We start from the raw sequence: 19,886 nt of genomic DNA, 5'->3' as shown, positions 1-19,886 counted from the left end.
CCTGTTAGTGAGTTTTATGGCGTAACGTCTTCTGTTATGTATTTGCCCTTTTTGACGGCCTGACGTCGCCAGAGCAGCAAAACGAGCGTAGAGAGGGTAGTACCTACCAATGCCGCAGCGAACCAGCCCGCCGCAGCGACCACACCGCCCAGCCCCGCGTCATGAAGTAAAAAGAGGGAGAAAATCCCCGCCCCTGGCGTAGACAAGCCGATCCCCATCGCGCCAACAATCGCCCCCGTTGCCATCGATCCAAGCACAAACGAACCAATAACCCGGACAGGATCTTCAATCGCCATTGGGATCGCCCCTTCTGTGATGCCCGCCAGCCCGAGAAGCCACGTTGATTTACCGGTTTCGATTTCAAACTGTTTGAAGAGGTGCGGGGCCAGCATCGTTGACGCTGTGACGGTAAACGCCGATACCATTTTGACAGAGGCAAAAATGGCGTAAGGGCCATATACACCGTTGGCCATTGCCCCCAGACAGAATGCGTACGCGGCTTTATTGACAGGCCCGCCCAGATCGAACGAACACATAAAACCGAGGAGCGTACCAAGTAATAGCGCATTGGCGCCGGATAGACCGTTAAGCCAGGCCGTCAGAGAGTTGTTCAGCCATGCCACCGGCTCGCCAATCACAAACAGCATCAGACTGCCCGCGCCCAGCACACCGAGAACCGGGTAGAGGTAATAGGTTAAGAAACCGTTGTAGCGATTATTGAGACGGATATGGTTTTTCACCCAACGCATCAGATAACCCGCAATCAAACCACCTGCGATCGCGCCCAAAAAACCTGAGCCGATCATGTTGGCAGCAAGACCGGCAGCGAAGCCCGGAGCCAGCGCGGGTTTATCCGCAAGCGAGTACGCGGTGTAGGCTGCCAGCACAGGCACCATTAAAATGCCGAGCATGCCGCCACCGAGTTTGCGGTACATCCACAGCCACGAATTTTCCTGATCGAACAGATGCTGCAATCCAAAGATCTGCGCCAGTAACACTGCGACGGCCAGCACCGTGCCCCCGGCGACAATAAGCGGCACCGCAAAGGAGATCCCGCTGAGAAGCGCCTGCTTGAGTTCCGTTTTAACGCTCTTTCTCGCCTCAGTTTCTGTTTGCACAGGGCGCGCACCCTGTGAGGGCTGTAATGCGAGCGCGCGCTCAATCAACGCCTCAGCATGTCGCAGCGGTTCCGCGACAGGCACTGATAGCGAGGGAATCCCCTGAAAACGCTCACTTTCCTTGATAGCCACCTCTGCCGCAAAAATACAGGCGCGAGCTTCCTGCAGTTGCTCAGGGGTAAGGCGTCCTTCAATGCCGTTCGCCCCCTGTTTTTCAACCACCACGTTCACGCCGAGTTTGCGCCCGGCTTTTTCAAGGTACTCAGCAGCCATGTAGGTATGCGCAATCCCGGCCGGACACGCCGTCACACAGACAACAGTGGGCGCATCTTCTGACGCGATAACGTCTTCATCCTGTGGCACATCATTTAACGCGGCAAGCAGCGCTTCTGCCGTGGTTGCCGCCATCACCCGCGCCCGAAGCGCATCATCCGCCAGGTGAGATGTCAGTTCCGTCAACACCTGAATATGCGTTGAACCCGCCTCAGCAGGGGGAATGGCGAGGAGGACAATCAGCTCGACGTTTTCCGGGCCATCGACACCTTCCCAGGCCAGCGGCTCCCGTAATGTTGCCACCGCAAAAGCGGCCTCTTTCACTGCGCCAGATTTGCCATGCGGTACCGCCAGACCTTCTCCCAGCGCGGTAGGGCCAAGCGATTCCCGGTGAAAGACATCAGCCAAAAATGTCTCGCCATCTGCAATTTTGCCCAGTGCCACCAGCCGCTGGGTGAGCTGGCGTATTGCCTCATCACGGCTGGTATACCTCGCCTGCACGTAGACTGCGCTGGGGTGGGTCAGGGTCGTCAGGTCCATAAAGATCCTCACACTCAATGGTTATTTTTCGGGATCGAGTGTGGCAGACAAAACAATACATTTATGTGATCACTTTCAACTAAATATAACAATTTGTATTTAATTTGTATTGTTTACAAATTATAGTCTGAAGGCATAATTCCGTTAAAAGGTATTAGAAAGGCAGATGATATGGGCAATAAACCGATGTACCGGCAGATAGCCGATGCGCTTCGCGAGCAAATCAACGCCGGTGAGTTAAAACCAGGTGATGCGTTACCGACGGAATCCAGTCTGCAGGAAGCCTTTAGCGTAAGTCGCGTAACGGTGAGACAGGCGCTGAAGCTGCTCACCGAAGAGCACATTATTGAGAGCATTCAGGGCAGCGGCTCCTATGTCAAAGAGGAGCGCGTTAATTACGACATTTATCAACTCACCGGTTTTTATGAAAAACTGGCGGATCGAAACGTTGATACCCATAGCGACGTAAAAACATTCGAAGTGATCAAAGCGGACGAGAAACTCGCGGAAAAACTCAACATTCGCCGTGATGACAACGTCTGGCATATCAAACGCGTACGTTTTATTAAGCAAAAACCCGTGAATCTGGAAGAGACGTGGATGCCGCTGGCAATGTTCGACGACCTCACCTGGGCGGTGATGGAAAACTCCAAATATCATTACATCGAACAGATTAAAAAGATGGTTATCGACCGCAGTGAGCAGGAGCTGGTGCCGATCATGCCTTCGCAAGAAGCAATCGCCGCACTGGCGCTAGATCCGGCAAAACCGATACTGGAAAAAGTGTCCCGCGGGTTTCTGAAAGATGGCCAGGTATTTGAATATAGCCGCAACGTGTTTAACACCGACGACTACAAATTCACTCTGGTCGCTAAACGCAAACAATAAAAAAAGGCCGCTTTACAGCGGCCAACCATGTCGAAACGGACATTTTTATACTTCAACGCCCCCCTTTCGGGGAGCAGAGAGGACTTACTTAATGATGGATTTCAGTGCTTCGCCGATATCCGCCAGGCTGCGAACAGTTTTCACGCCTGCGGCTTCCAGCGCTGCGAATTTCTCATCAGCCGTACCTTTACCACCCGCGATAATCGCGCCTGCGTGACCCATACGCTTGCCTTTCGGCGCAGTCACACCCGCGATATAACCGACAACCGGCTTGGTTACGTGTTCTTTGATGTAAGCAGCCGCTTCTTCTTCAGCGCTACCACCGATCTCACCGATCATCACGATCGCTTCGGTCTGTGGATCTTCCTGGAACAGCTTCAGGATGTCGATGAAGTTAGAACCCGGGATCGGGTCACCGCCGATGCCCACACAGGTGGACTGGCCGAAGCCGTAATCGGTGGTCTGTTTGACCGCTTCATAGGTCAGCGTACCGGAACGGGAAACGATACCCACTTTGCCCGGCTTGTGAATGTGACCCGGCATGATGCCGATTTTGCATTCGCCTGGGGTGATAACACCCGGGCAGTTCGGGCCGATCATACGCACGCCAGCTTCATCCAGCTTCACCTTCACGGTCAGCATATCCAGCGTCGGGATACCTTCGGTGATGGTGATAATCAGTTTGATGCCTGCGTCGATCGCTTCCAGGATGGAATCTTTGCAGAACGGTGCCGGAACGTAGATCACGGTCGCGGTTGCGCCCGTCGCTTCTACCGCTTCACGCACGGTGTTAAAGACTGGCAGACCCAGATGTGTGGTGCCGCCTTTACCAGGCGTTACGCCGCCTACCATCTGCGTACCGTAGGCAATTGCCTGTTCGGAGTGGAAAGTCCCCTGGCTACCGGTGAAGCCCTGGCAGATAACCTTGGTATCTTTATTAATTAAAACGGACATTATTTCCCCTCCACTGCGGCAACAACCTGCTGAGCTGCATCCGTCAGACTTTTCGCTGCAATAATATTCAGGCCGCTGTCAGCCAGTTTTTTCGCGCCGAGTTCAGCGTTGTTACCTTCCAGACGCACAACCACCGGAACGTTAACACCCACTTCTTCAACTGCACCGATGATACCGTCGGCGATCAGGTCACAACGTACAATACCGCCGAAGATGTTAACCAGAACGGCTTTCACGTTGTCGTCAGACAGGATGATTTTGAATGCTTCGGTTACGCGCTCTTTGGTGGCGCCACCGCCTACGTCGAGGAAGTTTGCTGGCTCACCGCCGTGCAGCTTAACGATGTCCATGGTGCCCATTGCCAGGCCCGCACCGTTAACCATGCAGCCGATGTTGCCATCCAGTGCCACGTAGTTCAGTTCCCACTGTGCAGCCTGCGCTTCACGCGGGTCTTCCTGAGACTGGTCACGCATTTCGCGCAGATCCGGCTGGCGGAACAGTGCGTTGCCGTCAGCGCCCAGTTTACCGTCGAGGCAGATCAGGTCACCCTGGGTGGTGATCACCAGCGGGTTGATCTCGATCAGCGCCAGGTCGCGCTCAAGGAAGATGGTCGCCAGACCCATGAAGATCTTGGTGAACTGTTGAACCAGTTTACCTTCCAGACCCAGTTTGAACGCCAGCTCACGACCCTGGTAAGGCATTGGGCCTGCCAGCGGATCGATTGCCACTTTGTGGATCAGATGAGGGGTTTCTTCTGCCACTTTTTCGATTTCCACGCCGCCTTCGGTAGACGCCATGAACACCACGCGACGGGAGCTACGGTCAACGACCGCACCCAGGTACAGTTCTTTCGCGATGTCGGTCGCGGCTTCTACCAGGATCTGGTTAACCGGCTGGCCGTTCGCATCTGTCTGGTACGTAACCAGACGCTTGCCGAGCCAATGTTCAGCAAACGCACGAATCTCTTCTTTGCTCTTAACAACCTTCACACCGCCCGCTTTACCACGGCCACCAGCGTGAACCTGACACTTAACTACCCAAGGGCCGGAACCGATTTTAGATGCGGCTTCTTCTGCTTCACGCGGGGTAGTACAGGCATAACCCACCGGAGCCGGTAAGCCATACCGGGCAAACAGCTGTTTGGCCTGATATTCATGTAAGTTCATGTGTTCTATCCATCCTTCAGGTAATCGTTAGGTCGTGCTTTTATAGGCCCGGCAGCCATATGCCGCCGGGCAAGACTGCAAACTAGACGTCGAGCAGCAGACGCGTTGGATCTTCCAGCAGCTCTTTAATCGCCACCAGGAAGCCCACGGACTCGCGGCCATCGATCAGACGGTGATCGTAAGAAAGTGCCAGGTACATCATCGGCAGGATCTCAACTTTACCGTCTACCGCCATAGGACGATCTTTAATGGCATGCATACCCAGAATCGCGCTCTGCGGCGGGTTAATGATTGGGGTAGACATCAGCGAACCGAATACGCCGCCGTTGGTAATGGTGAAGTTACCGCCGGTCAGGTCATCTACGGTCAGCTTGCCGTCGCGGCCTTTCACAGCCAGCTCTTTAATATTTTTCTCGATATCAGCCATACCCAGGGTATCCACATCACGCAGAACCGGGGTCACCAGGCCGCGCGGAGTAGAAACCGCCATGCTGACGTCGAAGTAGTTGTGGTAAACCACGTCATCACCGTCGATGGACGCGTTCACTTCCGGGTAGCGTTTCAGCGCTTCAACCACCGCTTTCACGTAGAAGGACATAAAGCCCAGACGGATACCGTGACGTTTTTCAAACGCGTCACCGTACTGCTTACGCAGGTCCATGATTGGCTTCATGTTCACTTCGTTGAAGGTGGTCAGCATCGCGGTGGAGTTTTTCGCTTCCAGCAGACGCTCAGCCACACGCTTACGCAGGCGAGTCATTGGCACACGTTTTTCGCTACGGGCACCCAGAGCAGGCTGTGCTGCTGGCGCTGCCGCAGGGGCTTTTGCTTCTGCTTTCGCAGGCGCTTTCGCCAGGTGCTTCTCGATATCTTCACGCGTCAGACGACCACCCACACCGGTGCCTTTAATAGCAGCCGCATCCAGGTTGTGCTCAGCCAGCAGGCGACGGATCGCCGGGCTGAGTGCGTCGTTGGTCTGCTCTTCCAGAGAAGCCTGCTGGCGTTGAGCCGGCGTAGAGGCTTTCTCTTCAGATTTCGCGCTGGACTCTTTGCCCGCGCTGTTGCCTTCGCGCAGACGACCCAGGATCTGACGAGAGGTTACGGTCGTGCCTTCATCTTCCAGCACTGCATCCAGAACACCATCCGCCGAAGCCGGTACTTCCAGTACCACTTTGTCAGTTTCGATTTCTACCAGCACTTCATCGCGCTTAACGGCATCGCCTGGTTTTTTGTGCCAGGTAGCGACGGTCGCATCAGCTACAGATTCAGGCAGGTCGGGAACAAGAATATCTACGCTACTCATTATGTATCCTTTAATTAATCGACGTTCAGCGCGTCATTGACCAGATCTTGTTGCTGCTTCTGGTGAACGGACATATACCCTACCGCCGGTGAGGCGGAGGCCGGGCGACCTGCATAGCGCAGGGCTGACCCAAATGGAATTACTTCACGGAAATGATGCTGGCTGCAGTACCATGCGCCCTGGTTGAGCGGCTCTTCCTGGCACCAGACAAAATCATGAACGTGAGCGTACGGTTTCAGCGCTTCCTGCACCGCCTGGTGCGGGAACGGATAAAGCTGTTCGATACGCACGATGGCGACATCTTTCTGATCGTTCTTACGGCGCTGTTCCAGCAGGTCGTAATAAACCTTACCAGAACACATCACCACACGCTTCACAGCCTGCGGATCCAGTTCATCAATCTCACCGATGGCTGGCAGGAAGGTGCCATTCGCCAGTTCGTCCAGGCTGGACACGGCCAGCGGATGACGCAGCAACGATTTCGGCGACATGACCACCAGTGGGCGGCGCATACCGCGCAGCGCCTGACGACGCAGCATGTGGTAAACCTGAGCCGGGGTAGACGGTACGCAGACCTGCATATTCTGCTCAGCGCAGAGTTGCAGATAACGCTCCAGACGCGCGGAGGAGTGCTCCGGACCCTGGCCTTCATAACCGTGCGGCAGCAGCATCACCAGGCCACACATACGGCCCCATTTCTGCTCACCAGAAGAGATGAACTGGTCGATTACAACCTGCGCTCCGTTGGCGAAGTCACCGAACTGCGCTTCCCAGATGGTCAGGGTGCGAGGTTCTGCGGTGGCGTAACCGTATTCGAATGCCAGCACCGCTTCTTCAGACAGCACGGAGTCCCAGACCTTGAACTGGCCCTGACCGTTGTGCACGTGCTGCAGCGGGGTGTAGGTTGAACCGTTGGACTGGTTGTGAACAACTGCGTGACGGTGGAAGAAGGTACCACGGCCCGCATCTTCACCGGACAGACGAACAGGAATGCCTTCGTCAACCAGGGTTGCGTAAGCCAGGGTTTCCGCGCCGCCCCAGTCGAACAGTTTCTCACCTGCCGCCATGGACTGACGGTCAGCGTAGATTTTCTGCACACGAGACTGCATCTCGATAGCGTCTGGTACGGTGCTGATGCGTTTAGCCAGCTCCTGCAGGCGCTTCATCTCGACCTTGTTCGGGTAGCTCTCATCCCACTCGTGGTTGAGGTACGGCGACCAGGTAAAGGAGTGCATGTTCATTGGGCGCAGCTCTTTCACCACGCATTCACCCGCATCCAGCGCGTCGCGGTAGAGATTAACCATTTCGGTCGCATCTTCCAGCGTGGACACTTTGTCCGCTTCCAGCTTGTCAGCGTAGATTTTGCGCGGGGTCGGGTGTTTTTTGATTTTCTGGTACATCAGCGGCTGGGTTGCACTTGGCTCATCCGCTTCGTTGTGGCCGTGACGACGGTAGCAGAACAGGTCAATGAACACATCGCGCTTGAAGGTGTTACGGAAGTCCAGCGCCAGACGGGTAACGAAAGCAACAGCTTCCGGGTCATCCGCGTTAACGTGGAAGATCGGCGCCTGTACCATTTTACCGATGTCGGTGCAGTACGGGGTAGAACGTGCATCCAGCGGGTTAGAGGTGGTGAAGCCCACCTGGTTGTTGATCACGATGCGAACGGTACCGCCCACTTCGTAACCACGCGCTTTGGACATGTTCAGGGTTTCCTGAACCACGCCCTGCCCTGTTACCGCCGCATCACCGTGGATGGTGATTGGCAGTACTTTATTGCTGCTCGGCTCGTCCAGACGATCCAGACGCGCACGCACGGAACCGATAACCACCGGGCTGACGATCTCCAGGTGTGACGGGTTAAACGCCAGCGCCAGGTGAACCAGACCGCCCTCGGTTTCGATATCAGACGAGAAGCCCATGTGGTACTTCACGTCGCCAGTGCCGAGATGTTCTTTATGTTTGCCCGCGAATTCGTCGAACAGGTCCTGCGGTTTTTTACCCAGCACGTTGACCAGTACGTTCAGACGACCACGGTGCGCCATACCGAGTACCACTTCACGGGTGCCGCTCTTGCCTGCGTGACGAATCAGCTCTTTCAGCATCGGCACCAGCGCATCACCGCCTTCCAGCGAGAAGCGTTTTGCGCCCGGGAATTTCGCGCCCAGATAGCGCTCAAGACCCTCGGCAGCGGTCAGTTCGTTAAGGAAGCGTTTTTTCTCGTCAGCCGAGAAGGTCGCGTGGCCCGCTACGGATTCGATACGCTGCTGGATCCAGCGTTTCTCTTCGGTAGAGGTAATGTGCATATATTCCGCGCCGATGGAGCCGCAGTAGGTTTGCTTGAGCGCGTCAATCAGATCGCCCAGCTTCATCGTGTCTTTGCCGATGGCAAAGGAACCTACGTTAAAGCTTTCTTGGAAATCGGCCTCGGTCAGATCGTGATACGCCGGATCGAGATCGGCCACACGGTCTTGCTGCCACAGTCCCAGCGGATCGAGATTCGCATGCTGGTGACCACGGAAGCGATAAGCGTTGATAAGTTGCAGGACTTTAACCTGCTTCGCATTGGTGTCAGGGTCGGAAATCGCAGAAGAGTAACGTGAGGCATCCTTCGCCAGACGACGGAAATAATCACGTGTTTTGGAATGGAATTGATCCGGTTTGACTCCCGTGCCAGGTAACTGCTGGAACATGGAACGCCAGTTTGCGTCCACTGAGTCAGGATCGGTTAAGAAGTCTTCATAGAGCTGTTCTATCCAGCTCTGGTTGGCACCAGAGAGGTAAGAAGAGTCCAGCCAGGCTTTCATTGCGCCGTTCTGCATCGTGATCCCTTAAGCATTTTTATGCTTACTTTCGCCGTAGAAACTACCACGCACACCACGTGTACGTGCCGGGGTTCACCTGCGAGCTCTTTTCATTTGGCCCGCGAAGGAACCTTTAGAAACTGTCTGGACTTCAGGGTAGTACAGGGCAGTTTTTAAAGGTTTCTGCAATCTGTCCCCTCTCCCACAGGGAGAGGGTCAGGGTGAGGGGAACAGCGCTCCCCTCTCACTACTTATGCACTGCGCTGCAACAACATCGACTTAATATGGCCGATGGCGCGTGTCGGGTTCAGTCCCTTCGGACACACACTGACGCAGTTCATGATGCTATGGCAGCGGAATACGCTGAAAGCATCACTCAGTCCTTCCAGACGACTATCGGTTTCGGTGTCGCGGCTATCGATCAGGAAGCGATAGGCAGCCAGCAGACCGGCCGGGCCGATAAACTTATCCGGGTTCCACCAGAACGATGGGCAGGACGTCGAACAACATGCACAGAGAATACACTCGTACAACCCATCGAGTTTTTCACGCTGCTCAGGAGACTGTAAGTGCTCGCGAGCGGGTGGATTTTGCCCATTATTCAACAAGTAAGGCTTAATCTTCTCATATTGTGCATAGAATTGCCCCATGTCCACCACCAAATCACGCACAACCGGCAGGCCTGGCAGAGGACGGATAACAATTTTTTGACCCGGGCGCTGCAACGCGGAAATTGGCGTAATGCAGGCCAGACCATTTTTGCCGTTCATGTTCACGCCGTCAGAGCCACACACCCCTTCACGGCAGGAACGACGAAACGACAGCGTCGGATCTTTTTCTTTCAGCTGGATTAATGCATCCAGCAGCATCATGTCACGACCTTCTTCCGCTTCCAGGGTGTAATCCTGCATACGCGGAGCATCGTCTACGTCCGGGTTATAACGATAAACTGAGAATTCGAGTTTCATTGTCCTGTCTCCGCATTAGTAAGTACGAATCTTCGGCGGGAACGCCGGACGCAGTTTCGGTTCCATGTTCACCTGACGGCGCGTCATGGTTTCCGACTCTGGCAGATACAGGGAATGGCACAGCCAGTTTTCATCGTCACGCTCCGGGAAGTCGAAGCGGCTATGCGCGCCACGGCTTTCGGTACGGAAGTTTGCCGACATCGCGGTAGCAAATGCGGTTTCCATCAGGTTATCCAGCTCCAGACACTCAACACGTTGGGTGTTGAACTCACTGGAAGTGTCGTCCAGACGGGCATTTTTCAGACGTTCGCGGATCGCTTTCAGCTGTTCAAGACCTTTGGCCATCGCGTCACCTTCACGGAATACCGAGAAGTTGTGCTGCATACATTCCTGAAGAGCCTTACGGATTTCCACCGGATCTTCGCCGTTACGGTTACCGTTCCAGCGGTTGAGGCGTTCAAGAGAAGCATCAATTTCAGCGTCGGTCGCGTCAAGCAGGTCGCCCTGTTCTGCAATCGACTCTTGCAGATGCAGGCCCACCGCACGACCAAATACCACCAGGTCCAGCAGAGAGTTACCGCCCAGACGGTTGGCACCGTGTACGGAGACGCAGGCGATTTCGCCTACCGCGAACAGGCCCGGGATAACCACATCTTCGCCCTGCTCGTTCACGGTCAGCGCCTGACCGGTCACTTTGGTCGGAATACCGCCCATCATATAGTGACAGGTTGGGATTACCGGGATTGGCTCTTTTACAGGGTCAACGTGAGCGAAGGTACGGGACAGTTCCAGGATGCCTGGCAGACGGGACTCCAGTACTTCTTTACCCAGATGGTCGAGTTTCAGCTTGGCGTGTGGACCCCATGGACCGTCACAGCCGCGGCCTTCACGGATTTCGATCATGATGGAGCGCGCCACCACGTCACGACCCGCCAGGTCTTTCGCATTCGGGGCATAACGCTCCATGAAGCGCTCGCCATGTTTATTCAGCAGATAACCACCTTCACCACGGCAGCCTTCTGTTACCAGAACGCCCGCACCGGCGATACCGGTTGGGTGGAACTGCCACATCTCCATATCCTGCACCGGCACGCCAGCGCGGATAGCCATACCGACGCCGTCACCTGTGTTGATGTGGGCGTTAGTGGTGGACTGATAGATACGGCCTGCACCACCGGTAGCCAGCACGGTTGCACGTGCTTTGAAGTAGACCACTTCACCGGTTTCGATGCACAGCGCGGTACAACCCACCACTGCGCCATCGGCGTTTTTCACCAGATCCAGCGCATACCACTCAGAGAAGATGGTGGTGTGGTTTTTCAGGTTCTGCTGATACAGGGTGTGCAGCAGTGCGTGACCGGTACGGTCAGCCGCCGCTGCGGTACGTGCCGCCTGCTCGCCGCCGAAGTTTTTCGACTGGCCGCCAAAAGGACGCTGATAGATGGTGCCATTTTCCAGACGGGAGAATGGCAGGCCCATGTGATCCAGCTCCAGAATCGCTTCCGGGCCAGTCTTACACATATATTCGATGGCATCCTGGTCGCCGATGTAGTCGGAACCTTTTACCGTGTCATACATGTGCCATTCCCAGTTATCTTCATGGGAGTTGCCCAGCGCAACGGTGATACCGCCCTGCGCAGACACAGTGTGGGAACGGGTTGGGAATACTTTAGAGAGCAGCGCACAGGTCTGGCCGCTCTGGGAAATTTGCAGTGCGGCACGCATACCTGCGCCACCCGCACCAATCACGACAGCATCAAATTCTCTGACTGGCAGTTTCATTACACACCCCACACCACAACGAATCCATAAATAACGTAAACCACCAGTGCAACGACGATAGCCAGTTGCAGAGGGAGACGAATAGCCAGTGGTTTAACGTAATCGGTCAACACCTGCCACATGCCAATCCAGGCATGAATAAGGATGGAGAACAGCGCCAGCAGGGTGAACACTTTGGTGAAGGCAGATCCGAAGAACCCACTCCAGATTTCCCACGTCAGCGTGCCGCTGGTCGCGAAGAAACCGATCATATAGATGATGTAAAGGGTGAGAACGATGGCGGTAGCACGGACCAGAATGAAGTCATGTACGCCGTTGCGTCCTAATGCGGAGGCGTTGCTTACCATACGAGAACTCCTGCGAGAAGTGAGAGCACGACTGTAATCACAAATGAAATGTTAGCGGAGCGTTTCCCGGCTTCGAACGTTTCTTCCAGATAGCCAAAGTCCATCAGCATATGGCGAACACCCACCACAACGTGGTATGCCAGCGCGGTCAGAATGCCCCACATGATAAATTTCACGAAGAAACTGTTCATGATGGCAGAGGCCTGGAGGAATCCTTCAGGGGAAGAGAGGCTGGTGCCCAGTAGCCACAGCAGAATACCGACCGCCACAAACGTAATCACACCAGAAACACGGTGCAAAATGGACGCTATTGCTGTTACAGGGAACCGGATCGTTTTGAGATCCAGATTGACAGGTCTTTGTTTTTTCACATTTCTTATCATGAATAACGCCCACATGCTGTTCTTATTGTTTCCTTCCTCCGGACTGCGATGCGGGTCAAGCAGCGTTCCTTTTCTATAACTGCGCGTCATGCAAAACATTGCTTCCAGATGCTTAAACGACACGTTACAACGCTGGGTGGCTCGGGATTGCAGGGTGTTCCGGAGACCTGGCGGCAGTATAGGCCGTTCACAAAATCATTACAATTAACCTACATACAGTTTGTCGGGTTTTCTCTGGAACAGTGATCAGGGTCACGATAACAACATCTTTTTAAATTTTAATCATCTGATTTGACAAATGTTAAACAATATTGTTACAAACGTCATCAGAAAAGGCATATAATGCGCAAAAGTTATGAGGTCTCTCTTTCACCTGACAAATAGTTATGTAACAGTGTGATGGTATTGACCGAAGTTATCAGGACAGTTATTAGTGATATACAGGTTTGAATAATTCGGACTGCAAAAACGCTGATTTGCTGTTGTTTCACTGATATTTCATTCGTTTACCTGCAAGGCGCCATAGCTCTGTACCCTGGTTTGTCCTCGTGAGCTGAGCGGTAAGCCAAATAACAATCTGGTAACGGTGATTAACAGCTGAAAGCAAATCCGGTAAAGCGCAGTCTTAAGCATAAGGCGCTAAGGAGACCGTAAATGGCTGATACAAAGGCAACGCTCACCCTAAATGGTGACACTGCTATTGAACTGGATGTGCTAAAAGGCACGCTCGGTCAGGATGTTATTGATATCCGTACGCTGGGTTCTAAAGGAGTTTTCACCTTTGACCCTGGATTTACCTCTACCGCATCTTGCGAATCCAAAATCACCTACATTGACGGTGACGAAGGTATCCTGCTCCATCGCGGCTTCCCAATTGATCAATTAGCCACTAAATCCAACTACCTGGAAGTGTGCTACATCCTGCTGAACGGCGAAAAACCGACGCAGGCACAATACGATGAATTCAAAACCACCGTGACCCGTCACACCATGATCCATGAGCAGATTACTCGTCTGTTCCATGCTTTCCGTCGTGACTCTCACCCGATGGCGGTGATGTGCGGGATTACCGGTGCGCTGGCGGCGTTCTACCACGATTCTCTGGACGTGAATAACCCACGCCACCGTGATATCGCGGCGTTCCGCCTGCTGTCCAAAATGCCAACCATGGCAGCGATGTGCTACAAATACTCCATCGGTCAGCCGTTTGTGTATCCACGTAACGACCTCTCCTACGCCGGTAACTTCCTGCGCATGATGTTCTCCACACCATGCGAAGAATACGAAGTGAACCCGGTTCTGGAACGCGCAATGGACCGTATTCTGATCCTGCACGCTGACCACGAACAGAACGCCTCTACCTCCACCGTACGTACCGCAGGCTCTTCAGGCGCGAACCCGTTCGCCTGTATCGCTGCGGGCATCGCCTCCCTGTGGGGACCGGCACACGGCGGCGCGAATGAAGCGGCACTGAAGATGCTGGAAGAAATCAGCTCTGTTGAACACATTCCTGAATTCGTGCGTCGCGCGAAAGACAAGAATGACTCCTTCCGCCTGATGGGCTTTGGTCACCGTGTTTATAAAAACTACGACCCACGCGCAACTGTGATGCGTGAGACCTGCCACGAAGTGCTGAAAGAGCTGGGCACCAAAGATGATCTGCTGGAAGTGGCGATGGAGCTGGAACACATCGCGCTAAACGACCCGTACTTCATCGAGAAGAAACTCTACCCGAACGTCGATTTCTACTCCGGTATCATCCTGAAAGCGATGGGTATTCCGTCTTCCATGTTCACCGTGATCTTCGCTATGGCACGTACCGTAGGCTGGATTGCGCACTGGAACGAAATGCACAGCGAAGGCATGAAAATCGCTCGTCCTCGTCAGCTGTATACCGGCTACGAGCAGCGTGATTTTAAGTCTGATCTGAAGCGCTAAAAGACAAGCCCGGTGGCGCTAACGCCTACCGGGCCTTCTGCTATTTTCTGTCCTTATCGTGTTTGTCAGGCGCTGATGAGGATCCCCTGCTCTGCAAACGCTGCACGCAAACGGCGAGCAAACTGCAGCGCATGCTCCCCATCACCATGTAAACAAACCGTTTCCGCCTGCACCGTTGCTAAAGTGCCATCAACCGCTGTGACCTGCCCCAGACGCACCATATCCAGCGTCTGCGCTAACGCCTGCGCTTCGTCGGTGATAAGCGCCCCCGGTTGCGAACGGGGAACCAGGCTACCATCAGGCTGATAACCCCGGTCAGCAAACACTTCCTGCCGAGTGGTTAACCCCAGCCGTTGCCCGGCACGAATAAGCTCGCTACCCGCCAGTCCCACCAGAATAAGCTGTGGATTGCAGTCTCTTACCGCACGGGCAATAGCATCTGCCAGAGCCGGATCTTTTGCCGCCTGGTTATAGAGCATGCCGTGCGGCTTCACGTGGCGCAGCGTCCCCTTCTCAGCACGCACTATCGCCTCCAGCGCACCAATCTGGTAAAGCGTCTGGGCGTATACCGTCTCAGGTGGAAGCACCATTGCTGTACGGCCAAAGTTTTCCCTGTCAGGGAAGCTCGGGTGAGCGCCAATCGCCACGCCATTTTTAATGGCACGACGCACGCTCACCAGCATGGTTTGCGCATCGCCCGCGTGAAAACCGCAGGCAATATTGACCGAAGAGACCAGTGTCATCAGCTCCGCGTCGGCGCTGCCGCCCTCGCCCAGATCGGCGTTTAAATCAATCTTTGCCATCAAGCCTCCACGCCAGTTGTTCAAGATAACGCTGCTGATCCTGACGCGCTTTCAGCGCCTCCTCCAGTGAGCATTGCACGAAATGAATCGGCTGCCCGAGGGGAATTTGTGCCAGATGGTAGCGATCGGCTTCAATAATGCAGGCAATTCGCGGGTATCCGCCCGTTGTCTGCGCATCGTTCATCAGGACGATGGGTTGACCGTTACCCGGTACCTGAATGACACCAGGCAATAAACCGTGGGAAAGCAATTCCCGGTCGGTGGTACGGGTCAGTGGTTGCCCCTGAAGACGATAGCCCATGCGGTTACTTTGCGGACTTATTTTCCACGGTGAACGCCAGAAAGACTCCTGAGAGACCTCATCAAACTCCTGATATTCCGGTCCGGGCAACGCGCGGATTTGATTTCCCCACAACAGCTGTTTTACGCCAAGCGTCGTGGAGAAATGGCGGGCTGAAGGTTTAATCGCAAGGCGATCTCCGTCGCGTAACAAACGTCCTTCGTGCCCACCGATACCCGCTTTCTGATCGGTACTGGAAGACCCCAGGACCGCAGGTACATCAATGCCGCCCGCGACCGCAAGATAGCTCCGGACACCGTGCAGAGGACGCTTAAGCGTCAAACGCTGTCCGGCTTTCGCCCGCAGTCTCCAGCCCGTCCAGACGGCTTTGCCATCCAGCGTGGCCTCACACCCCGCTCCGGTTAAGGCAAACCATGTCTCCTGAGCAAACTCAATGACACACTGACCCAGCGTAATTTCGAGCGCAGCCGTATTGCCAGGGTTGCCCACCAGCACGTTAGCAATCTCCAGTGCAGGCCTGTCCAGCGCACCACAGTAGCTCACGCCAGACTGGCGCAAACCAAAGCGGCCTGCATCCTGAACGGAGGTGTAAAGCCCGGCGCGAATAAGCGTTAACATACCCCCTCCTTCTGCGGAATAAAGCGAAGGGTATCGCCAGGACGCAAGAGAACCGGCGATTCCTGCCCGGGTTCAAATAACGGTGTGGATGTCCACCCAATTAGTTGCCAGCCTCCCGGTGAGGCCAGTGGATAAATACCGGTCTGCTCACCGCCAATCGCAACAGTACCTGCTGGCACACTCAGGCGAGGCTCGGCGCGACGCGGTGTATGCAGCCTCGGAGAGAGTCCTCCCAGGTACGGAAAGCCCGGCTGAAATCCTAAAAACCAGACAACGTAATCAACAGAGGCGTGCAGCTCAACGACCTGCTTTTCCGTTAAGCCGCAGTGTTCAGCCACCACTGAGAGATCGGGCCCCTGCGCGCCACCATAAACGACCGGGATCTCAATCGTTCTGGAGTCAGGCTCCAGCGCTTCACTCTCTTCCCACCAGCACTGCAAACGTTCGATGGCATCGAGGGCCAGCGTATGCGGATTACGCAGTACCACGGTGATGTTATTCATACCTGGAATGGTTTCCACCACTTCAGGGATCTCGGTCAGACGCTGCGTCAGCCGCCAGATACGCTTTTGTGTGGCCAGCGTGATCGGGGGTTCAAGCTCCAGTACGACTGCGGTTTCCCCCAGAAGATAACAACGCGCTCGCTGCACTTAATCACCTCTCATCAGGCCGGGTTGGGGATATCAATAAAGGTCACATCCAGCTCGGTATTTTCCGTCAGCCATTCGCTGAGGGCGCGAATGCCACCGCGCTCAGTGGCATGGTGGCCTGCCGCGTAAAAATGCAGGCCCTGCTCACGGGCTGAGTGAACCGTCTGCTCTGAGACTTCGCCGGTGATAAACGCATCAACACCGAAGCGTGCAGCGCTGTCGATAAAGCCCTGACCGCCACCGGTACACCAGGCAACACGTTTAACCAAATCCGGTCCGGTATCACCGCACCACAATGGACGACGCCCCAGGCGCGCTTCAATCCAGGAGGCCAACTCCAGACCTGGAACCGGCATCGCCAGTTCGCCCCACGGTACCAGAGGTTCAATCTCACCCATGACAGTAATCCCCAGAAGCTGTGCCAGCTGGACGTTGTTACCCAGTTCCGGATGCGCATCCAGCGGCAAATGGTAACCGTACAGGTTGATGTCATTTGCCAGCAGCGTTTTCAGGCGATTGCGCTTCATTCCGCGAATAATCGGCGATTCGTTTTTCCAGAAATAACCGTGATGGACAATCACCGCGTCTGCGTCCTGACGAACAGCCTCATCCAGCAGAGCCTGGCTTGCCGTCACACCGGTGATAATTTTCTGTACCGTTTCACGTCCTTCAACCTGGAGCCCATTCGGGCCATAATCGCTGAAGGAGACACTGTTCAGTTTTTCGTTAATCAGGCTTTCCAGTTCGCTATTTTTCATCATGACTCTCTTAAGCTTTACGGGCGGCTTCGTACGCCGCCAGCGTGGCGACGCGCGCCTGTTTATGGTCGACAATCGGACGAGGATAATCCAGCGTGACGCGCTGTTTATCCGCCCAGATCCACGGTTCGTGAATCGCTTTGGCGGGAACATCCTTCAGTTCAGGTACCCAGGCACGAATAAATGCGCCTTCAGCATCAAATTTTTGCCCCTGGGTGGTCGGATTAAAAATCCGGAAATAGGGAGCCGCATCGGTGCCGGTCGAGGCCGCCCACTGCCAGCCACCGTTGTTCGCCGCCAGATCGCCATCGATCAACTGAGAGATAAAATAGCGCTCCCCGATACGCCAGTCGATAAGCAGATCTTTCACCAGGAAGCTGGCGGTGATCATCCGCAGACGGTTGTGCATCCATCCGGTTTCATTCAGTTGGCGCATCGCGGCATCAACAATTGGGTAGCCTGTTTCTCCCTTCTGCCAGGCCTGTAAAAGCGTCTCGCTATACTGCCATTTTACGTTATCGGTCCAGGGAATGAATGGCCGATGCTTACATAAATCAGGGTGATACGTCATCAAATGGCGATAGAATTCACGCCAGATAAGTTCGTTAAGCCAGACTAAGCCAGCGCCTCCGTCCAGCGCCTGAGGTTGTTCGGCCAGCAGACGGTGCAAACACTGGCGTGGAGAAAGGACACCCAGCGCTAAACAGGCCGATAACCGGCTGGTTCCTTCAATAGCGGGAAAATCCCTGCGCGTGTCATATTCGCCCGCGCCCTGTTTGCAAAACTGGCGCAGTTTCGCGATGGCAGATTTCTCGTTTTCGGGGAACAGAAGTGCATTGAACGCCTGCTGGGGATAGTTAAATGTCAGCTCAGGCAGATCCGCTATCACATCGCCCCGGACTGCAGGGGCGGCCACGCACTCCGGCAATGCCTCTTTAAGGCGTTTAACAAAGGCATTTTTAAAGGGCGTAAACACTTTGTACATTTCATGACTGCCGGTCATGACGCTGCCCGGCGCCAGTATTACGCTGTCATCAAATCCCTGGCACTGAACATCCTTCAGGATTGACTCCAGCTGGCGATCTCGCTGACGCTCGTTCAGTTCGTACTGATAGTTATAAAAAAGATGTGTGACTTCATTCTGCTGACAGATCTCCTGTACCGTCTGAAGTTGTGCGGCAAAGTCACTCACCTCTCTATAAATCAGGGGAATGCCTTTTTCGGCAAGCGAACATTGCAGATCGTTCAGATGTGATTTGAGATAAGCCGCGTGTCGCGGTGCCATATCGTGCAGTTGCCACTGTCCAGGCGTAGCGATAAACAGCGCCAATACGCTGGCATCCTGAGAACGACAAGCCGCCGCGAGTGCGGTGTTGTCATGTACGCGCAGATCTGCACGGAACCAAATCAGATGGGTGGGCATAAAACTCCAGGCAAATATCCATTATGTCCGTAAGGCCATGCTACCAAAGAAAAAATGGTGCAGGCTTTTATGTACTTTGCCATGAAGTGTAGACGCGATGAAATAAAAAAGGCCGCCCGGTGAAGTGAACCCCGAAAGTTGGACATCCAATGATTAGGGGTTTTGCGTTTCAATGGGCAGAAAAAAATATTCATCTGAATTCAAGCAGAAAGTTGTTCTCCACTATCTGAACAGTGGTGACGGTGCAAAGAAAACAGCCAGGTTGTTCGGCGTCGATCACGGAGCGGTCAGACGCTGGACTGAACACTGGAAAGTGAATGGTGTGGACGGTTTTACCATTCCTACCAGAGCTTACTCTGCTGAGTTTAAAGAGTCTGTTGTGCTCTGGATGCAGCAACACAACAAGTCATCCCGGAAAGCTGCGGCGGAGTTTTTTATCGCAACCGCTTATACTGTCAGCAAGTGGGAGCGCCTTTACCGTGAAGGCGGTGTTATTGCCCTACAGGATAAACCCAGAGGACGTCCGGTGAAGTCAGGGAAGAACGAAACGTCAGATAAAAAACTTAATAATCCCCCTCCAGCGTTCCAGAGCGTTGAAGAAGAGCTTGAATACCTGCGAGCGGAAAATGCCTACCTAAAAAAGCTTCAAGCCTTGATCCGGGAAAAGCAGAAGACAAAGCAAAAATAATTACCGAATTAAGGCAAAACCATAACCTGAGAATGCTGCTTCATATAGCAGGATTGCCGCGTAGCACGTACTACTGGCACGTTAAGGCGGAGGGCTGTGGAGAACGCTTTGAAGGCGAACAGCAAAGAATAGCTGCACTATTTCATTATCATAAAGGACGATATGGTTACCGCCGCATTAC

At 54.3% G+C, this 19,886-nt stretch carries 16 protein-coding genes and 1 pseudogene; 3 read left to right on the top strand and 14 right to left on the bottom strand.

Translation table 11 applies throughout. From position 1 onward, the window contains the following. Window positions 1–14: 14 nt before the first annotated feature. Complete coding sequence (mngA, locus tag V6E55_RS02100) at window positions 15–1,931, bottom strand: PTS 2-O-a-mannosyl-D-glycerate transporter subunit IIABC (protein WP_316942054.1); 1,917 nt, start codon at window positions 1,929–1,931, stop codon at window positions 15–17. 171 nt (window positions 1,932–2,102) lie between these two features. On the opposite strand from mngA, the gene V6E55_RS02095 reads away from it, so the two are divergent. Further along, window positions 2,103–2,819 (top strand): GntR family transcriptional regulator, encoded by a 717-nt coding sequence (locus tag V6E55_RS02095; RefSeq protein WP_316942053.1) that lies wholly within the window; start codon window positions 2,103–2,105, stop codon window positions 2,817–2,819. Window positions 2,820–2,903: 84 nt separating this feature from the next. On the opposite strand, the gene sucD is transcribed toward V6E55_RS02095, so the two are convergent. The 8 genes from sucD to sdhC form a co-directional block, all read right to left on the bottom strand. Continuing rightward, window positions 2,904–3,773 (bottom strand): succinate--CoA ligase subunit alpha, encoded by an 870-nt coding sequence (gene sucD, locus V6E55_RS02090; protein ID WP_008501094.1) that lies wholly within the window; start codon window positions 3,771–3,773, stop codon window positions 2,904–2,906. Then, entirely contained in the window at window positions 3,773–4,939 is a 1,167-nt protein-coding gene (gene sucC, locus V6E55_RS02085; protein ID WP_006809579.1) for an ADP-forming succinate--CoA ligase subunit beta, read from the bottom strand. Before sucC ends, sucD begins: the two co-directional genes overlap by 1 nt. An 82-nt stretch (window positions 4,940–5,021) precedes the next feature. Beyond that, window positions 5,022–6,242 carry a 2-oxoglutarate dehydrogenase complex dihydrolipoyllysine-residue succinyltransferase gene (odhB, locus tag V6E55_RS02080; protein ID WP_028019435.1) on the bottom strand — a complete coding sequence of 407 codons (1,221 nt, stop codon included), beginning with the start codon at window positions 6,240–6,242 and terminating at the stop codon, window positions 5,022–5,024. A 14-nt stretch (window positions 6,243–6,256) separates the two neighbouring features. Continuing rightward, window positions 6,257–9,064, bottom strand: a complete 2,808-nt coding sequence (gene sucA, locus V6E55_RS02075; protein WP_114978389.1) for a 2-oxoglutarate dehydrogenase E1 component — start codon at window positions 9,062–9,064, stop codon at window positions 6,257–6,259. 233 nt (window positions 9,065–9,297) lie between these two features. Next, window positions 9,298–10,014: a succinate dehydrogenase iron-sulfur subunit SdhB gene (sdhB, locus tag V6E55_RS02070; protein WP_008501090.1), complete on the bottom strand. Its 717-nt coding sequence runs from the start codon at window positions 10,012–10,014 to the stop codon at window positions 9,298–9,300. A gap of 15 nt (window positions 10,015–10,029) precedes the next feature. Continuing rightward, window positions 10,030–11,796, bottom strand: coding sequence for a succinate dehydrogenase flavoprotein subunit (gene sdhA / locus V6E55_RS02065; RefSeq protein ID WP_129996433.1), 1,767 nt, complete (start codon window positions 11,794–11,796; stop codon window positions 10,030–10,032). Continuing rightward, window positions 11,796–12,143, bottom strand: coding sequence for a succinate dehydrogenase membrane anchor subunit (gene sdhD, locus V6E55_RS02060; protein ID WP_008501088.1), 348 nt, complete (start codon window positions 12,141–12,143; stop codon window positions 11,796–11,798). The genes sdhA and sdhD overlap by 1 nt, the downstream gene beginning before the upstream one ends. Further along, window positions 12,137–12,541 (bottom strand): succinate dehydrogenase cytochrome b556 subunit, encoded by a 405-nt coding sequence (gene sdhC / locus V6E55_RS02055; protein ID WP_020684965.1) that lies wholly within the window; start codon window positions 12,539–12,541, stop codon window positions 12,137–12,139. The genes sdhD and sdhC overlap by 7 nt, the downstream gene beginning before the upstream one ends. A gap of 639 nt (window positions 12,542–13,180) precedes the next feature. Between sdhC and V6E55_RS02050 the strand changes: the two genes are divergently transcribed. Then, on the top strand, window positions 13,181–14,464 hold the full coding sequence (locus V6E55_RS02050) for a citrate synthase (RefSeq protein WP_114978387.1): 1,284 nt from the start codon (window positions 13,181–13,183) through the stop codon (window positions 14,462–14,464). A gap of 65 nt (window positions 14,465–14,529) precedes the next feature. Here V6E55_RS02050 and pxpA read toward each other — a convergent pair whose 3' ends face one another. From pxpA to phrB, 5 genes are read right to left on the bottom strand one after another with little or no spacing between them, the layout of a single operon-like run. Further along, window positions 14,530–15,267, bottom strand: a complete 738-nt coding sequence (pxpA, locus tag V6E55_RS02045) for a 5-oxoprolinase subunit PxpA (RefSeq protein WP_316942052.1) — start codon at window positions 15,265–15,267, stop codon at window positions 14,530–14,532. Continuing rightward, on the bottom strand, window positions 15,254–16,186 hold the full coding sequence (gene pxpC / locus V6E55_RS02040; RefSeq protein ID WP_114978385.1) for a 5-oxoprolinase subunit PxpC: 933 nt from the start codon (window positions 16,184–16,186) through the stop codon (window positions 15,254–15,256). The genes pxpA and pxpC overlap by 14 nt, the downstream gene beginning before the upstream one ends. Continuing rightward, complete coding sequence (gene pxpB, locus V6E55_RS02035; RefSeq protein WP_316942051.1) at window positions 16,180–16,836, bottom strand: 5-oxoprolinase subunit PxpB; 657 nt, start codon at window positions 16,834–16,836, stop codon at window positions 16,180–16,182. The genes pxpC and pxpB overlap by 7 nt, the downstream gene beginning before the upstream one ends. A 14-nt stretch (window positions 16,837–16,850) precedes the next feature. Next, a complete protein-coding gene (locus V6E55_RS02030) occupies window positions 16,851–17,594 on the bottom strand; it encodes a type 2 GTP cyclohydrolase I (RefSeq protein ID WP_114978383.1) in 744 nt (247 codons plus the stop codon). Between the two features lie 10 nt (window positions 17,595–17,604). After that, a complete protein-coding gene (gene phrB, locus V6E55_RS02025) occupies window positions 17,605–19,017 on the bottom strand; it encodes a deoxyribodipyrimidine photo-lyase (protein WP_316942050.1) in 1,413 nt (470 codons plus the stop codon). Window positions 19,018–19,189: 172 nt separating this feature from the next. On the opposite strand from phrB, the pseudogene V6E55_RS02020 reads away from it, so the two are divergent. Beyond that, a pseudogene (locus V6E55_RS02020) lies at window positions 19,190–19,886 on the top strand (helix-turn-helix domain-containing protein); the annotation flags it as partial.

This window comes from Enterobacter sp. 342 (assembly GCF_036663495.1).
GTDB lineage: Bacteria > Pseudomonadota > Gammaproteobacteria > Enterobacterales > Enterobacteriaceae > Enterobacter.
The sequence above is the reverse complement of the archived record's forward strand: the minus strand, read 5'-3'. Positions and strand labels throughout refer to the sequence as shown.

Bases quoted from the DNA above. Each gene is read 5' to 3' on its own strand.
- sucD (WP_008501094.1), bottom strand. From the start codon at position 3,773: ATGTCCGTTTTAATTAATAAAGATACCAAGGTTATCTGCCAGGGCTTC.
- mngA (WP_316942054.1), bottom strand. From the start codon at position 1,931: ATGGACCTGACGACCCTGACCCACCCCAGCGCAGTCTACGTGCAGGCG.
- V6E55_RS02095 (WP_316942053.1), top strand. From the start codon at position 2,103: ATGGGCAATAAACCGATGTACCGGCAGATAGCCGATGCGCTTCGCGAG.
- V6E55_RS02030 (WP_114978383.1), bottom strand. From the start codon at position 17,594: ATGAAAAATAGCGAACTGGAAAGCCTGATTAACGAAAAACTGAACAGT.
- sucA (WP_114978389.1), bottom strand. From the start codon at position 9,064: ATGCAGAACGGCGCAATGAAAGCCTGGCTGGACTCTTCTTACCTCTCT.
- sucC (WP_006809579.1), bottom strand. From the start codon at position 4,939: ATGAACTTACATGAATATCAGGCCAAACAGCTGTTTGCCCGGTATGGC.
- sdhC (WP_020684965.1), bottom strand. From the start codon at position 12,541: ATGTGGGCGTTATTCATGATAAGAAATGTGAAAAAACAAAGACCTGTC.
- sdhA (WP_129996433.1), bottom strand. From the start codon at position 11,796: ATGAAACTGCCAGTCAGAGAATTTGATGCTGTCGTGATTGGTGCGGGT.
- pxpC (WP_114978385.1), bottom strand. From the start codon at position 16,186: ATGTTAACGCTTATTCGCGCCGGGCTTTACACCTCCGTTCAGGATGCA.
- odhB (WP_028019435.1), bottom strand. From the start codon at position 6,242: ATGAGTAGCGTAGATATTCTTGTTCCCGACCTGCCTGAATCTGTAGCT.
- pxpA (WP_316942052.1), bottom strand. From the start codon at position 15,267: ATGGCAAAGATTGATTTAAACGCCGATCTGGGCGAGGGCGGCAGCGCC.
- V6E55_RS02050 (WP_114978387.1), top strand. From the start codon at position 13,181: ATGGCTGATACAAAGGCAACGCTCACCCTAAATGGTGACACTGCTATT.
- sdhD (WP_008501088.1), bottom strand. From the start codon at position 12,143: ATGGTAAGCAACGCCTCCGCATTAGGACGCAACGGCGTACATGACTTC.
- sdhB (WP_008501090.1), bottom strand. From the start codon at position 10,014: ATGAAACTCGAATTCTCAGTTTATCGTTATAACCCGGACGTAGACGAT.
- phrB (WP_316942050.1), bottom strand. From the start codon at position 19,017: ATGCCCACCCATCTGATTTGGTTCCGTGCAGATCTGCGCGTACATGAC.